Genomic DNA, 16,184 nt, shown 5'->3' with positions numbered 1-16,184 from the left:
TGGGGAGCGGGGGAAGGGCGCTAATAAAATTACTAAAAAGATATCACTCCTCCTAAAGCAAAAAAGAGGAGTGATATCTCTTTTAAATACTCAAAAATCTACCTTCTACAACTACTTCAATGTTTCTTTTAGTTCTTCTATAGTTATACTAAGAATATTTTTCTTTATTTGGTTTATGGTTTCTTCGTTTGCTTTTCTGATCTTGTTTTCTAATCTCTTATCAAAATCTTCTCCAAACCTTTGATTTAGAATTTCTATGATTAATTCTCTTTCTCCTTCAAGTTTCCCTTCTACTTTACCTTCCAATTTAGCTTTTTCTCTATCTTTTTTTGCTATCTCTTCTAATGTGTCAAACATTTTTGGCACCTCCATTTCTTCTAGCTCTTTGTACCTTTCTTCTATCTCTTTGTAATCTGTCCTCTTTCTAAGCAATTCTAAGAATGCGTTTCTGTGTTTATCAAACTTTTCTTTTTCTCCTTCTGGCAATTTCGATATTATCTCTTCATTTATCATCTTTAGCAACTCTTCCATTTTTTTTATCTTTACGTTTGGTTTGTCCGTTAATAAGATTACTCCTAGTGCATTCTTCATGTTTATTATCGTTTCTTCTTTTATATTACTTAAATTTATTAGTTCATAGTCAGCTTTTATTAAATACTCTTCCATGTTTTTTATCTTTGTTATCTTCTCTTTTACGTCCATTGGTGATGTCCATTTTGCTTTTCCATCGTAAAAGACCATCCCGTTAGTTCAGTTTGTTCACGTTTTAAATCTGTTTCTTTTATTTGTTGTGTGATTTCTCTTGGTAGAAAGGCTTTTAGGAAGTCGTAGAATATAGCTCTGTCTTCAAATAATTCTTTGAATATGGAATCTTTTATTGGATTAGACATAAGCTTCTCCTTTTTGGTTTATTTTTTGTTTGTCCAGTTTAATTATACCATATGTTTTTGAAGGTGTGTTATTTCTTCTCACGTAACTTTTGTATAATAAGTTTTATAGCGCCCTTCCCCCGCTCCCCACCCATAAGGAAAGAGGAAGAAGTTTTACCACACTTCCGCCCGTGAGGGTAAGTATCTTTATTAGCATCCTTTCGCTCCGCTGCCCACCCCTAAGGAAAAGATTCTTTTGTCCCTTCACCCCGAAGCCTGTTTATAAGATTGGTGAAGTGTTTTCTTTGTTAATTTAATTATACCATTTCTTTTTGATGATAGGTTTGTGAAAAAAGTTGACAAAAGCCGATAAAAATAGTAAAATTGAAGTGTATAAAAAAATAAAAGCCAAGGAACCCTTGGCTTTTATTGGTGGGCTCGGGTGGATTCGAACCACCGACCACCCGGTTATGAGCCGGAAGCTCTAACCAACTGAGCTACGAGCCCGTTTACGTAGATTATTATAGCATTTAAAAAAACATTTGTCAATACTTTTTCTAACAAAGACAATTTTCATCTGTTAGTGTGGTTTTGGGAGGGATAAATACTTCTTAAAGGAGCAGTTAGTGAAATGAGCAACAACGTGGAAAGCATAAAAAGTCAAGATGACCCTGTTAAAACGCTAATACGAAAATATCCAAGAATTATAGTACTAAAGGCGGTCTTCAATCTCTTAGACAACGAAGAAAAGATAGATCTCGAAAGTTTAGAAAACGAAGTCGTCAAGCTATTAAAAAATTAAAGGGCTGATCTAATCAGCCCTTTAATTTTAATTATTCGGTACATTCTCTAAAGGGTAAGAAAGCTTAACCCCCAACAAACAAGCTATTTTTCGAGGAAGGTCTGTGTTATCCATAATACCTACAAATTCCTCAGCACCAGGTCCATAAGCTAATATAGGTACCAACGCACCAGTATGATCATGTGTTGTCCAGCCAATACTTGCTCTTGCGCTTGTAATCTCTGCTAAAGCCTGTACTTTGTAGTCGGTAGATTCCAAATAAGCGACTTCTTCTTCTGACAAATCAAAACCATAATACTCTTTCACGTTGGACTTTAACTCTTCCATATCTTGAGAATTAGCTACAACCCAATCCGTAGTTTTTTGATAATTTCTAACCATTTCCAAATCCATCGTGTATCCACCTGATGACAAACCCAAACCTCCGGTTTCGTGATCAGCAGTGACAATTACCAAGGTATCGGGATTTTCTTTTGCAAAATCTAGAGCGACCTTCACAGCTTCATCGAATTCAACCGTTTCTTTCCAAATTCCAAAAACATCGTTATCGTGAGCTTCCCAATCGATTTGAGAACCTTCAATCATCACAAAGAAAGGAGCATCGCCTTTTGATAAAATTTCTAAGGCTTTGGCGGTCATCTCGGGTAAAAGTGGTTCAGCAGGCGTTCTTTCAGTAACGCTATTCATATGGCTTGAAGAGAATAACCCTAAAACCTTTTCTCCGGAGTAAGCCATTAACTCTTGCTTAGTGGTTATATAATCGAAACCATTTTCCTTTGCAACAGATATAAGATCTTTTCCATCGGCTCTTTGTGTAGGATCAAAATGTCTCCAACCCCCTCCTAAAGCAACAGTCAGGTTACTATTAACCAACTGTTCAGCTAGCTTGTCTTCATCGTTTCTACTAAGCACATGACCATAATAAGCCGCTGGTGTGGCGTGAGTTATTCTTGAAGTTGCAACCACACCTGTTTTGTAGCCTTGCTCAGCTAAAACTTCAGCTATTGTTGGTACTATTTCACCATTTGGAAGTACTCCTATAAACCCGTTGTTTGTTTTGTAACCTGAAGCAAGAGCAGTTCCCGCTGCAGCAGAATCGGTAACGTTGCTATTTGCAGAATAAGTGATAGCGTAACCAGTGTAAGGCATTTGCATCATGTAAAGCTCACGACCCTCTATATAACTCGTTAATAACATCTCGTTTGGACCCATACCATCACCGATGAGAAATATCACGTTTTTCACATCGCCCGCGAAACTGAGCAACGACACCACAAGAACCAACATAACCAACAAAATACCCTTTTTCATACTTTCTACCTCCCTGTGATTTTTTAGTTACTCTCTTCTTTAGAAGCTCTGCAAGCTGTTTTAGCGCCCCTTCGCCCCGCTCCCCACCCGTAAGGAAGAGGGACCGGCGGTCCCTTAAACCCTCCAAACATCCATAAGGAAAAGGGATGGTGAATCTTCTTTACGCTGTCCGCCCATAGGGAAGAACCTGCGGTCCCTTAAACCCTCCAAACATCCATAAGGAAAAGGGATGGTGAATCTTCTTTACGCTGTCCGCCCATAGGGAAGGACCTGCGGTCCCTTAAACCCTTTAAACAATCATGAGGATAAAAGAGTATAGCCTCGCAGCGCAGCCCGCACTACCAAACTCATTATAACCAAAAAACATTTGGGAGGTTTTAAAATATATAAAGAATTACTAAAAAATTGCACTATTTTTGGCTACCCCATCGTCTATGTTCAACTCAAAATTCTTCGACTCTATTATCTTCATTAACTCCCTTAAACTTTTGTTTTCGTTTCTCATTTGCCGTAAGGCTGTTTCTTTGATCCTCTTTCTCAAAAAGCTCAAGATGTTACTCTTTGTTTTTTCGTTCAAGTTATGATAATGAACTAAAAAGCCTCTATCTCTATTTCCCAACTTCCAAACGATAGGCCTATCTTTATAAAACTTCTTATGAAGTTTTAGGTAATCTTTAAAGACATAACCCCTCAACTCTTTCTTCACAATACGCTCCAATTCAGAGTGCTCCTTGAATAAGGTAGATAACAATCTATTCTCTTCATCGATTGAAAACCCAAAGGGGATAAAACCCGTATCCTCATTCAAAAGATACCTTTGGATCCCGTTATCTATCGTTATAAACCCCAACTTTTTTAAAATCTCCTCTTGGCTACCCATGTTGTTGTAAACCATAACAGGATTTTGGGAACTTTCTTCCGCATTTCTTTCCACATAATTATCGTAAGGTTCTCTTCGATGATAATTGGTTATACCTTCATCGAAAGGCAAAAGGTGGCTCAATGTTTTGATTTTGTTATCATAAAATTCTCCAATAAGCTTTTCTATTTTGACAAGTTCAGTTTGCTTCAAACCAAATTCGTTCAAATATTGGCTTTTCAACAGTTCTTTCAATGGTGGCAAACCCTTTACACCTTTATCGCCGGCAAAAGGAAAAAAGGCTGTAGGAATCCCCACCGTCTTATAAATCTCCTCAAAATTTCTCTCTTTCAAACTGTACAACTTCATCACCAGTATATCTATCAACCCTTCAGAAAGAAGCAGATAAGTATCAAGAGCGTTTTTCCTCTCTATAAACCCATAAAACTTAGAAACACTATCGATACTCACCTCGTTGAAATGCAGTTCGTTTGGATATATCTCGGTGTTCTGCTTTTTAATCGCCACGTTCAATCTGGCGAGTGCTTCTAACGCCTGAGTCTCAGAAGAATCCTCAAACAAGCCTTGTGGAACGGGAAGCTTTTTCAAATCCCCAACTTCCAAATCCACACTTCCCGCTATAAAACTCTCCAAGTAAGAAAACAAACTACTATTGAGTAAGCCCAAAAACCTAAAGATATCTTCATCTTTTGAAAAAAACAAACTACTACCCTTACAATCGAACAAGAACCCGGAAGGAAGGTATCTAAAAGTTGCCCCTTTCGAGGTTGTCATCGTGTAAGTTATTCCCTTTTTGAAATAGTACTTTCTATTTGGAAGATAGTTCCCCATTTTTGACAATAGATTATAATTCTCTTCATCGAAGGCTATAACCCACCACAAATTACCATACCATTTATTGTAAGGTCCACCTTTGGCATATGGGACCCATTTCTTTCCATCTTTAATATCCTCTCTTCTAACTTCCCAAAAGTACCTCAAAAACCTGTTGTTATCCCCAGTAGCTATCCCCTGTCGTGCATCGGCAAACTTTTCTAACGGCTCGTTTTCAAAGGTACGTACAACGTCTGAATCCACCCAATAAATGAAAGGAAACCTCGGAACCTTGGTAAAAACGTTCTTATCAACCCTAAAAACATACTTAGAAAGATAATTCTCTCTCTTCTTTTCCTCACTTGCCGTGAGGCTGTCTTTCCAAATAGAAAATAAAGCCCGTTTCTTAGAATCTTTCCCGTTAAAAGAGGTCAAGTTTATATATTCACCCAAACTCCCCTCCTCACTTGCCGTGAGGCTGTTTTTACTCCCTGCCGTGAGGGCGTCTTTCCTTGAACCCCCTTCGGGGCGCTTGAGACTGGCTTTCCTTGAACCCCCTTCGGGGCGCTTGAGACTGTCTTCAGCTCTTCTCAAAACAAACATCGCTGTGTCCACTAAAGCGTTATCAAACACCCCTCCAAGGCCAAAATGAACCAATCTCTCTATCTGAAAGTTATCTAATATGAATCGTCTTGTCTTCTCATAGCTCCCAATAAACATAAAGGTTTGAGGGGTAATCATACCAACAAATCCATCCATCTTCACCAATTCGCAACTCTTTTTAATAAAGCAGGCGTACAGATTTTTTTTAAACTCACTATAATCCTCGTTTATGTACCTCTTCAATTCAAAATCATAATCAGAAGAATCCAAATAAGGAGGGTTAGTCAAAACAATATCGTATTTCAAAGAAAGAATATCCAAAGCTTTCTTCAATCGATCATCGTTTATACCTGTTTCCTTTATTTGCCGTGAGGCTGTTTCCCTTAAACTTAAAACATCCTCTCTTCTCATTAAGCTCCCAATCTTTTCAAACTTCTTCAAATACTCATTCTGCCCTTCCTCATTTGCCGTGAGGCTGTTTTCCTTATGTGCCGTGAGGCTGTTTTCTTTCGGAACAGCTACTATGTTTGTTTCAAACTTCTCATAAGCTCCATCCTCCAAAGCCTTCAATCTCAACAACAAATTTGTAATTTCAACAGCGTTCTCATCGATATCTATACCGTATAAATTCTTAGTAATTATAAGTTTTGGAATCAAAGCATCATCGTAACCTTTATTTTGATACATCTCTCTCAACTTATCGTAAACCCCTATAACAAAGTTCCCACATCCACAAGCGGGGTCAATAATCTTAACATCCTCAATGTCCAAACCCTTCTCATCACCTGCCGTGAGGCTGTCTTCCTTGTGTGCCGTGAGGCCGTTTTTCCTTGAACCCACTTCGGGGCGCTTAAGGCTGCTCTCCTCATTTGCCGTGAGGCCGTTTCTTCCGTAATACTTCCCCAACGTATTTTCCACCAAATAATCAACTATCCATTTTGGTGTATAAAACTGTGAAATAACACCATTTTTACCCTTTAAATCCTTACTCGCCGTGAGGCTGTCTTTGCTTGAACCTCCTTTGGGGCGCTTGAGGTTGTCTTCATTGAAATACTCGTAAGACCAAGAAATAATCTCCTCTTTCTTCCAATCTTCATCTTTCACACTCTGAAACAAATCTCTGACTTTTTCTATCGTTTGGCAAGTAATTCTGCTTTTAATATCATCGACTAAATAACAACAATCAAAATTTCTATTCAGAAATTGCACCCCAGAAAGATAATCATCTAAAAGATTCGAATCTGAACCACTCTTTCCAAAAAGTTGTAAATCTCCCTCCATATTTGCCGTAAGGCTGTCTTTCCTTGAACCCTCTTCGGGGCGTTTGAGGCTGCCTTCCTTATTTGCCGTAAGGCTGTTTCTCTTTGCTTGTAATACTCTTAGAATAATAAAACTCAAAAAAACATCCAACAAAACTCTCTCCTCATCTGCGGCAAGGCTGTCTTTCCTTGAACCCCCTTCGGGGCGCTTGAGGCTGTCTTCCTCATTTATGACCTCTTTTTGCAGGATGCTCTTAAGCTCCAAAGACATTTTCTTAACGGATCTGTTCAAAATAAGCCACCTTCTCTTCTCTCTTTTTCACCCTAAAATCCTCTTCGCCCAAATAAATCAAACCTTCTTTTGGAACGATCTCTATCAACCTTGAAACGGTTCTATCGTCTAAAAAATTAACCAGCTCTTTTGGATTCAAGTTCGTAGAAATTATAACGCTTTTTTGGTTTCTATTCACCTCGTCTATAACAATTCTTATCTTCTGCCCAATCCAATCATACCCTTTGGCACCAAGATCGTCTATAAAAATCAAATCAGATTCAAGAGCTCTCTTAATAGCGACATCAGCACCCTCAAAATTCTCAAAATCCCTCAATACATCCAAAACACCAATACTACAACCGATAACAGCCGCCTCTTTCAACACAGTAAACCCTAGCCTACTCTTCCCTGTACCGTACCCTCCGTACAGTATCAAACCAACACCCTTTTCCCACAACTTCTCCTCAACGAAATAACGGCACTTCGTTAAACCATTCTTCAAATACTCATTCAATGCAAGAAAATTATCAAACGACGCATCAAGGTAAATCTTTGGAGAAATATCCCTGTAATTCCTACTCCCATTCAAATAATTCATGTATATCGAACACATATAATTATTGCCTAAAATCCCATGTGTTGGGCAATTCCAAGGATCCTTACAAAAACAACGCTTCTCAGAAGAATTTGGCATATTTGCTCTCTCCCTTATCGCAAACCTCTTTTTTCCCCTTCCTCATTTCCTGCGAGGCTGTTCCCCTTGTTTGCCATGAGGCCGTCTCTCTTAATTGCAAATCAGCAAACCAAAAAGCACTAGAACTAGCCCCTTTACCCTCCACATCTGCCGTGAGGCTGTCTTCCTTGTTCACCAAAAGTCCACCTTCATTGTTTGCCGCGGCGAGACTGTCTTTCCTGCTCGCTGTAAGGCTGTCTCTCTTGTTCACCGTGAAGCTATTTTCCTCATTTGCCGTGAGGCCGTCATCCTTCTTTGCCGTAAGGCTGTTCCCTTTTTGCGGATAGCAAATAATCAATCCCCTATCCTCAAGTTCGCTCAAAGACTTAGAAACGGTATTCTTGCTAAAAGAAAGAAGTGAAGAAAGCCTTCTAACAGAAAGCATCAAAGGTCCCTCCCAATAACTCTTATTAGCCTCATAAATCAAAAAGAAATAAAGCTTTGTGGCAGAAGAAGAAACCTTCTCCCTCGCATCTTCTCTAAAAAAATTGTTCAAAAGATTAAAAACATTCACAAAATCACCTCAGCATTCTAAAAATTTTTCCTTCCCAATAGTAATATCTGCAAAAAATCTAAAAAAAAATCCTTAAGGGGCGGTGGGCGGGAATAGATTAATAAAAATATTTTAAAAAAAACTCTAAAGCCTTTAAGGCTGCCCAGCCTTTAGCAGGATCACAAAGGGTGCAACCCTATAAATATCCGCTTTTTATTTCTCCCTACAAAATGAAAAAAAATATATTATATATTTTTATATATTTATATTAATAACATAAAACCTTATAGGGTGTCCCAAAAATTGACCCACAACTGGGTCAAATTTTGACCCAAAACTGTCCCAATTTTTGACCCACCTGTCCCAAAAATTAACCCACTAAGAGTTGGCGATCCTAATAAAAAATGAAATCCTTAAAGGGCGGTGGGCAACATAATGGGCGACAGAATCAAAAAAAAGAAGAAATCCTTATAAGGGGCGGCGGGCGGGAATAGATAATAAATCTTAAAGGCAAAGCCTTCAGCAAGATCACAAAGGACGCGGTCCTTTAACTTCCCTCAAGTTTTAAAAAAAAGGGATCGAAAAGGGACGAAGTCCCTTAATCCACAAAGGCCTCTCAGGCCTTTCAACAGAGATCAGAAGGGGCGAAGTCCCTTCCACAAGGGGCGGTGGGCGGGAATAGATATAATAGTAAACAATTATTTACCACAATTTAAGTATTCTTACGGATACTATTAGTGGAGGTGAGAAAATGAAAGAAATAGTAGGACTAATACCTGACCTTGTAAAAATGGTGGAAGTACCTGGCAACGGCAAAAAGAAAAAAGAAATCGTTCTAAACGCAGTAAGAGAATTCCTCAAATCCATCGGCAAATACTCTCCGATCATGGATCTAATAATCTCCATACTCATTGACGGAGTAGTAGCGTTACTATTTCCAAAACCAGAAAAAGCATAAAATGATTTCTCCCCGGGGAAGTAAGGCAAAACAAAACAGGAAACGCCCCAGAAGGGGTCTAAGGAAGCACAAACACACAGGAGGTGGTAACATATGGCAATGAACTTAGAATCAAGAAAAGCAAAGATAGTATGGATAAGCATAGTAGACGGAAAAGAAGAAAAAAAGTATAAAAGCTATGACTTATTCACAGACGTAGAAGCAGACATAAAAACCGCCTTACAAGGATTAGTCTCACTCTGTGAAAACACCAACGCGGTTTATTACTTCAACGAAAGCTACGAAATAATCTAAAAAGGAGGAAATAGCGAATGAGAAGATTAAGAATGAAATTCTATGACTCAGCAGAAGGAAAAAGCAAAACCCTATCAGTAGACGGAGTATTAGAAACACTAACGCAAGCAGAAATAGAACCAATAATGCAAAGCTTGATAGGCGTATTAGTACCAACAACCGCACAAGTAGACGAAGCAGAAATCGTTGAAACAACGACAAATGAAGTATTCAACCTCATTCAATAAAGAAACACACTCATGCCTCTTGACGGGGCATGAGTTTTTTTGATATATTAGTATACGCACGTATAATATACTTCCAAAAGGGGCGGTGGGCGGGAATAGATATAAAAATAAATTTCTTAAATTGATGAAAATCTAAAGGCAAAGCCTACAGTAGGATTACAAAGGGCGAAGCCCTTTAATCCACAAAGACCTATCAGGCCTTTAAACAGGGATCATAAGGGGCGAAGCCCCTTAAACCACAAGGGGTGGCGGGCGGGAATAGATATAAAAATAAATTTCTTAAATTGACGAAAATCTAAAGGCAAAGCCTACAGTAGGATTACAAAGGGCGAAGCCCTTTAACTCCTCTAAAGTATCTCAAGCTTGAAAAAAGGGATCATAAGGGGCGAAGCCCCTTAAACCTCAAGGGGCGGTGGGCGGGAATAGATTAATAAATAATAAAGGGGGAAACCACCATAAACCATCAAAACTACAACAAACTAACAGACCACGAACTAGTAACACTCTCCAAAAAAGGCGACAAAAAATCAAAAGAAACACTATTCACCAAATACAAAGGCTTCCTTGTCAACGAAGCAATCAAACTCACCCAAAATTGTGGCATAGACTTTGAAGACAGCTTTGAAAGCTTAACCTACCTCTTCCTATGTGCAATAGACAATTTCAATCTCAAAGGAAACTTCACAGGATACATGAAAAAATTCGTACAACTAAAAATAAAAAACGACATTGGAAAAAGAAAAGCAAAAATGCCCTACGTACCAAAAGAATACCCCTTTTACCTAAGAAACTTGGAAGAAGTAATGATTGTTGAAGAAGAACTAACACGCTATGAATAAATTTTCCTTCCATAAAAGGGCGGGCTTCAAAATGAAGAAATAAAGATTTCCTTCCTTGTGGGTGGGGAGCGGGGGAAGGGCGCTGACAAAGATTAAGCAAAACTTACATAAAAAGCACAAAAATTAATTCACAAAAAATCTACTTTTAAAAAGGGTCACAGGGCGAAGCCCTCCCCCTCCCAGTTTAAGGGACCGCAGGTCCCTTTTCCACATGCGTAGGTAGCGGGAGTTAAGAGACTGCAAGTCTCTTCCATAAAAGGGCGGGCTTCAGAATAAAGAAATAAAGATTTTCTTCCTTATGATCGAACTAGGGAATTAAAGGGACCGCAGGTCCCTCTTCCACATGGGTGGGCAGCGGGGGAAGGGCGCTAACAAAGATACTTTTCCTCATGGGTGGGCAGCGGGGGAAGGGCGCTAACAAAAACTAAGCACAGCCTACATAAAAAATCACAAAAATTAATTCACAAAAAATCTACTTTTAAAAAGGGTCACAGGGCGAAGCCCTCCCCCTGCTAGTTTAAGGGACCGTAGGTCCCTCCCATAAAAGGACGGGCTTCAAAATAATCGAACTAGGGAATTAAAGGGACCGCAGGTCCCTCTTCCACATGGGTGGGCAGCGGGGGAAGGGCGCTAACAAAAACTAAGCATAGCTTACATAAAAACCACAAAAATTAATTCACAAAAAATCTGCTTTTAAAAAGGGTCACAGGGCGGAGCCCTCCCCCTCCCCGTTTTAATCTCCCGTTAATTAACATTCAGTAAAATTAACTCAACAAGCGGTTGATTTTTTAAAAGAATATGCTATAATAAATTCGAAAAACAAAAAAATTTCACAATTTCAATTTAAAACAACAATTAAGATTTAATTTTAAACAACCACAGGGCTTTTATCAAAACAGCAATTCACAACACCTAACGGGGGGTTTGACTCGAAGATGCGAAAAGCAGCGGTTCACTTATTAGACATAGCGCTCATATTCATTATGAACGCCTTCATATTGAACCTACCATTAACCATCTCAATAATCTCATCTCTAATAATATACCTCGGGATATACTCATTTAGAACATACGACACAGAAACGATGAAAAGTTACACAGAATCTCTAATAAAAACCACCGTTGGAACTCTTGTGAGTTTCATAGTTATACTAATTATCTACTTCTTCCTCAGTAAGTACTTCAACAGATACTTTTTCCTTACCAATCTATTGTACACAATAACCCTCTTGCCAATAATACACAAAATAGAATACAATATCTACGAAAAACACATGCCTGTAAAAAATTACCTCGTAATAGGCAGAAAAGAAGAAATAGGCAACATAATGGAAGAAATCTCAGAAAAAGCCCTCAACAAAATAAAGTTCACCCAATACATAAACCCAAACCCAGTAACTCTCGATGAAATAATAAAACAAAACACACAAAAAACATTAACCCAAACAATACACGGCATAGTAATATCAGACCCAGAACTAGAAGAAAGGGTAAAACCACAAATACAAAACTACAAAGCAGAAGGTTTAGAGATTCAATACTTACCGAACATGGTAGAAAAATACCTAAAACGCATACCAATAGAAGTCGCTCAAAAATTCAAAGAATATTACGAGGTGGTGTTTCAAAAAGTAGAAGAGTACCCTTCAAAGAGATTTCTTGATATAATAATATCGACCATCGCTTTAGTAATACTCTCCCCAGTGATACTAATACTATCTCTAATAATACGCATTGAAGATGGAAAACCAGTAATATACACACAAGAAAGAATAGGCCTCAACAACGAAAAATTCACAATGCACAAATTCAGAAGCATGAAAAATAACACAGAAAACAGCAACGCTAAATTCGCAACAGATGAACAAGACAGAATACTAAAAGTAGGCAAAATTATTCGACCAATAAGACTCGATGAAATACTCCAGTTCTATGATATACTAAAAGGCGATATGTCTTTTGTAGGTCCTAGGCCTGAACAAATAAAATTTGTAGAAGAATACAACAACCTCATCCCTTTTTATTGGGCAAGGCACAAACTAAAGCCAGGCTTAACAGGCTGGGCACAGATCATGTACAAATACTCATCTAATTTAGAAGAAGTGAAAACAAAACTCAGCTATGACCTATACTACGTAAAAAATAGAGACATATTTCTTGATGTGAATATCGTGTTCAAAACCATAGAAGCGGTATTTTGGAAAAGGGGAGCGGTGTGAGTTCAATATATTTATAGTTACAATTATTGCCTATGCTGCAAAGATAGAGCAAGAAGGAGGATTCTTTTAAGGGATGAACATATTATTAATTAATAATTACTTTCCTCCAGAAATTGGAGCAGCCTCTCATTTATATTATTATCTTGCGAAAGAGCTACAAAAAAGGGGGCATGATGTCTATTATTTAACCGGAATTCCTCGTTATAATGTTGATAAAGAAACGTATGAAGAATATAAAAAACGGGGGAAAGTTTTTATAGAGAATGAAGAAGGGATAAAATTAATAAGGGTTAAACTACCTTATATAGAAAGGCACAAATTTATTAGAAGAGGAATTGAACACTTTGAGATAGCTTATAAAATGTTTCATTATACAAAAAGTATATTCAAAGGCCTAAGAATAGATGTTTCCCTAGTTTACTCCCCCCCTTTAACTCTTTATTGGACAGCAAAAAAACTAAGGGTAAAGGGGCATATTCCTTTCATATTGAATGTTCAAGATTTATTCCCTCAAGAAGCCATTGATTCAAATATTATTAAAAATAGTTTCATTATAAAATTCTTTAAGAACATGGAATTCAGGGCGTATGAAACAGCTGATTTAATCACAGTTTCTTCTCAAAAAAATAAAGAATTTGTCGAAGAAGTTTGTAAAGAAACAAAAAAAGTTGTAATTGTGGAACATTGGATAGATGAAAATGAAATAACCCCAGGGCCCAAAGAAAATGCATTTTCTAACAAATTTAATTTTCATAATAAATTTGTTGTATCCTTTGCAGGGACTTTAGGAAAATTGCAGGACATTAGAATAATTCTAAATTCTGCAAAACTATTAGAAGATTATAAAGAAATAGTTTTTCTAATTGTTGGTGATGGGATAAAAAAAGAAGAGAGCGAAAAAATAGCTGAGAAAATGAAATTAAAAAATGTTATTTTTGTTCCATTACAACCAAAAAATATTTACCCGCAAATTTTAAATTCTTCTGACATTTCATTGGCTACTTTAGAGAAAGAAGTGGAAACACCTACAATTCCTTCAAAAATTCTGAGCATAATGTCTGCAGGGATACCTATAATTGCTTCTATGAACTTAAACGGGGATGCTCCAAAATTAATTGAAAAGGCTAATGCGGGTTATGCCGTTCCTGCAGGAGATTACAAATCAATGTCCAAAAAAATACTTCTTTTGTTCAAAAACAAAGAGCTCAAAGAAGAGTTAGGGAAAAATGGCAGAAAATACATTGAAGAACATTTAAGCGTTAAAACTGCGGCGGATAAATATGAAAAACTTTTTCAGGAAGTAATTAAAACAAGGAAATTAAGGCATTTTTGAGAGTAAGCTTCAACACAATACTTTTTGCCAATTAGAAAAATTCTTTCAAGACAAACAAAATATTGGAGGAAATTAAAAATGGAAACAGTCATGTTCAAAGATAAAACTCTGTTAGTAACAGGAGGAACAGGTACTTTTGGTAATGCAGTAGTTAGAAGGTTTTTGAACACAGATATTAAAGAAATACGTATATTTTCTCGTGATGAAAAAAAGCAAGATGATATGAGAAGGTTCTATAAAAACGATAAATTAAAGTTTTTTATAGGTGATGTCCGTGATATTCAAAGTGTTCGAAACGCCATGTATGGGGTAGATTACGTTTTTCAAGCTGCGGCATTGAAACAAGTGCCTTCCTGTGAGTTCTTTCCATTGGAAGCTGTTAAAACGAATATCTTAGGAACAGAAAATGTTCTAACAGCTGCCATTGAATTTGGTGTTAAAAAAGTTGTTTGTTTATCAACGGATAAAGCGGTTTATCCTATAAACGCAATGGGCATGTCTAAAGCCTTAATGGAGAAGATATTCGTTGCAAAGTCTCGAACTGTCGAACAAGATAAGACATTAATTTGTGGCACAAGATACGGAAACGTCATGGCTTCACGAGGTTCAGTTATCCCACTATTTGTGCAACAAATTAAAAGTGGCAAACCCCTGACGGTAACGAATCCTGACATGACGAGATTTTTGATGAGCATAGAAGAAGCTGTTGATTTGGTTCTATACGCTTTTCAAAATGGTAATCAAGGAGATAGATTTGTTAAAAAATCACCTTCTGCAAAAATTGGAGACTTAGCCCAAGCGATGAAAGAAATCTTTGAAGTGGAAAACGAAATAAAAATAATTGGCACACGGCATGGTGAAAAGATGCATGAAACACTTCTTACAAAAGAAGAACATCTTGTTTCTGAAGATTTAGGAGATTTCTACAGAATTCCTGCAGACACAAGAGATTTAAATTACGAAAAATACTTTGAAGAAGGGACATATGACTTATCAAAGTATTTTGATTATAGGTCTGATAACACAACCATTCTGAATGTTGAACAAACTAAAGAGAAGCTTCTTTCTTTAGATTATATACAAAAAGAACTTGAGGACTTCAAAAAAGGTGGAACTAAGCCAATAGTGAGTGAAGGGTTTTAAAAACAGGGAAAGGTTGGATGTTACATGAAAATATTAGTTACTGGTTCAAAAGGATTTGTGGGTAAGAACTTGGTTTTAGAACTTAAAAACTCTGGATATGAAGAAATATATGAACACGACATAGATACTCCCAAAGATAAATTAGATGAATACACCAAAAATTGTGAATTCATCTTTCATTTGGCGGGAGTGAACAGACCTAAAGATCCTAATGATTTTATGAAAGGCAATTATGGTTTCACTCTTGAACTTTTAGAAAAACTCAAAAAGAACCATAATAAAAGTCCAATACTTTTAACTTCTTCTATTCAAGCCGAATTAGACAACCCTTATGGTAAAAGTAAAAAAGCAGGAGAAGAGTTATTATTTCAATATTCAAAAGAAAATGATACTGATGTATACATATACAGACTTCCTAATCTTTTTGGTAAATGGAGTAAGCCTAATTACAATAGTGTGGTATCCACATTCTGTTATAATATAGCAAGAGATTTAGATATAAAGATTAATAATCCGGAAGCAGAAATGACCCTTTGCTACATAGATGATGTAATAAACGAATTTAAAAGAGCATTAGCTGGTAATCCAACAAAAAAAGGTGATTACTGTTATGTTCCTATTACCCATAAAATAACGGTAGGAGAACTAGCAGAAACTATAAAAAGTTTTAAAGAAATGAGAAAAAGCTTGGAAGTACCTGACATGAAAGATCCTTTAATTAAAAAATTGTATAGCACTTACCTGAGCTATTTACCAGAAGATAAATTCAGTTACGAGCTTAAAATGAATGTAGATAATAGAGGATCTTTCACTGAGTTTATTAAAACATTAGACAGAGGTCAAGTCTCTATCAATATCTCTAAACCCGGAATCACCAAAGGAAATCACTGGCATCACACAAAAAATGAAAAATTTTTGGTTGTGTATGGTGAAGGAATCATTCGATTCAGAAAAATAGATTCGAAAGAAGTTATAGAATATAACGTAAGTGGGGCTAAATTAGAAGTAGTGGATATTCCTCCTGGATACACACACAACATACAAAACATCGGGGATACGGACATGGTTACAGTTATGTGGGCAAACGAACCTTTTGATCCAGATAATCCTGATACCCACTATTTGGAGGTTTAG

The 16,184-nt window shown here is 37.1% G+C and carries 15 protein-coding genes and 1 tRNA gene; 9 read left to right on the top strand and 7 right to left on the bottom strand.

The features are described from left to right. Positions 1–111: 111 nt before the first annotated feature. The 3 genes from X928_RS04810 to X928_RS04805 form a co-directional block, all read right to left on the bottom strand. The gene (locus X928_RS04810; protein ID WP_245857180.1) at positions 112–702 is read right to left on the bottom strand and encodes an RpnC/YadD family protein; all 591 of its coding nucleotides are present in this window, start codon (positions 700–702) and stop codon (positions 112–114) included. Beyond that, positions 693–890 carry a hypothetical protein gene (locus X928_RS10240; RefSeq protein ID WP_245857179.1) on the bottom strand — a complete coding sequence of 66 codons (198 nt, stop codon included), beginning with the start codon at positions 888–890 and terminating at the stop codon, positions 693–695. Before X928_RS10240 ends, X928_RS04810 begins: the two co-directional genes overlap by 10 nt. Before the next feature lie 409 nt (positions 891–1,299). Continuing rightward, positions 1,300–1,376 (bottom strand) — tRNA-Ile (locus tag X928_RS04805). A gap of 124 nt (positions 1,377–1,500) precedes the next feature. On the opposite strand from X928_RS04805, the gene X928_RS10060 reads away from it, so the two are divergent. Continuing rightward, complete coding sequence (locus X928_RS10060; protein ID WP_169926310.1) at positions 1,501–1,671, top strand: hypothetical protein; 171 nt, start codon at positions 1,501–1,503, stop codon at positions 1,669–1,671. A gap of 27 nt (positions 1,672–1,698) precedes the next feature. Here X928_RS10060 and X928_RS04800 read toward each other — a convergent pair whose 3' ends face one another. The 4 genes from X928_RS04800 to X928_RS04785 all read right to left on the bottom strand — a co-directional run bounded on the left by X928_RS04800 (position 1,699) and on the right by X928_RS04785 (position 7,929). Beyond that, positions 1,699–2,982 carry an alkaline phosphatase gene (locus X928_RS04800; RefSeq protein ID WP_169926309.1) on the bottom strand — a complete coding sequence of 428 codons (1,284 nt, stop codon included), beginning with the start codon at positions 2,980–2,982 and terminating at the stop codon, positions 1,699–1,701. Positions 2,983–3,379: 397 nt separating this feature from the next. Then, positions 3,380–6,829: an Eco57I restriction-modification methylase domain-containing protein gene (locus X928_RS04795; protein WP_103078728.1), complete on the bottom strand. Its 3,450-nt coding sequence runs from the start codon at positions 6,827–6,829 to the stop codon at positions 3,380–3,382. After that, positions 6,813–7,505, bottom strand: a complete 693-nt coding sequence (locus X928_RS04790; RefSeq protein ID WP_103078727.1) for a P-loop NTPase family protein — start codon at positions 7,503–7,505, stop codon at positions 6,813–6,815. The genes X928_RS04795 and X928_RS04790 overlap by 17 nt, the downstream gene beginning before the upstream one ends. Further along, positions 7,489–7,929, bottom strand: a complete 441-nt coding sequence (locus X928_RS04785) for a helix-turn-helix domain-containing protein (protein ID WP_146026634.1) — start codon at positions 7,927–7,929, stop codon at positions 7,489–7,491. Before X928_RS04785 ends, X928_RS04790 begins: the two co-directional genes overlap by 17 nt. Positions 7,930–8,788: 859 nt before the next feature. Between X928_RS04785 and X928_RS04780 the strand changes: the two genes are divergently transcribed. The 8 genes from X928_RS04780 to X928_RS04750 all read left to right on the top strand — a co-directional run bounded on the left by X928_RS04780 (position 8,789) and on the right by X928_RS04750 (position 16,184). Next, positions 8,789–8,995, top strand: coding sequence for a hypothetical protein (locus tag X928_RS04780; RefSeq protein ID WP_012209088.1), 207 nt, complete (start codon positions 8,789–8,791; stop codon positions 8,993–8,995). A 93-nt stretch (positions 8,996–9,088) separates the two neighbouring features. Next, a complete protein-coding gene (locus X928_RS04775) occupies positions 9,089–9,289 on the top strand; it encodes a hypothetical protein (protein ID WP_103078725.1) in 201 nt (66 codons plus the stop codon). A 17-nt stretch (positions 9,290–9,306) separates the two neighbouring features. Next, entirely contained in the window at positions 9,307–9,516 is a 210-nt protein-coding gene (locus tag X928_RS04770) for a DUF2922 domain-containing protein (protein WP_012209090.1), read from the top strand. A 692-nt stretch (positions 9,517–10,208) separates the two neighbouring features. After that, complete coding sequence (locus X928_RS10055; protein ID WP_169926308.1) at positions 10,209–10,355, top strand: hypothetical protein; 147 nt, start codon at positions 10,209–10,211, stop codon at positions 10,353–10,355. Positions 10,356–11,290: 935 nt separating this feature from the next. Further along, positions 11,291–12,574, top strand: coding sequence for an exopolysaccharide biosynthesis polyprenyl glycosylphosphotransferase (locus X928_RS04765; RefSeq protein WP_103078724.1), 1,284 nt, complete (start codon positions 11,291–11,293; stop codon positions 12,572–12,574). 73 nt (positions 12,575–12,647) lie between these two features. Next, complete coding sequence (locus X928_RS04760) at positions 12,648–13,907, top strand: glycosyltransferase family 4 protein (protein WP_103078723.1); 1,260 nt, start codon at positions 12,648–12,650, stop codon at positions 13,905–13,907. 90 nt (positions 13,908–13,997) lie between these two features. Then, positions 13,998–15,050: a polysaccharide biosynthesis protein gene (locus X928_RS04755; RefSeq protein ID WP_103078734.1), complete on the top strand. Its 1,053-nt coding sequence runs from the start codon at positions 13,998–14,000 to the stop codon at positions 15,048–15,050. 24 nt (positions 15,051–15,074) lie between these two features. Next, entirely contained in the window at positions 15,075–16,184 is a 1,110-nt protein-coding gene (locus X928_RS04750; RefSeq protein ID WP_103078722.1) for a capsular polysaccharide biosynthesis protein CapF, read from the top strand.

It is taken from the genome of Petrotoga miotherma DSM 10691 (assembly GCF_002895605.1).
In the GTDB taxonomy this organism is placed as follows: Bacteria; Thermotogota; Thermotogae; order Petrotogales; family Petrotogaceae; genus Petrotoga; species Petrotoga miotherma.
This window is presented reverse-complemented; position numbering and strand designations above follow the sequence as displayed.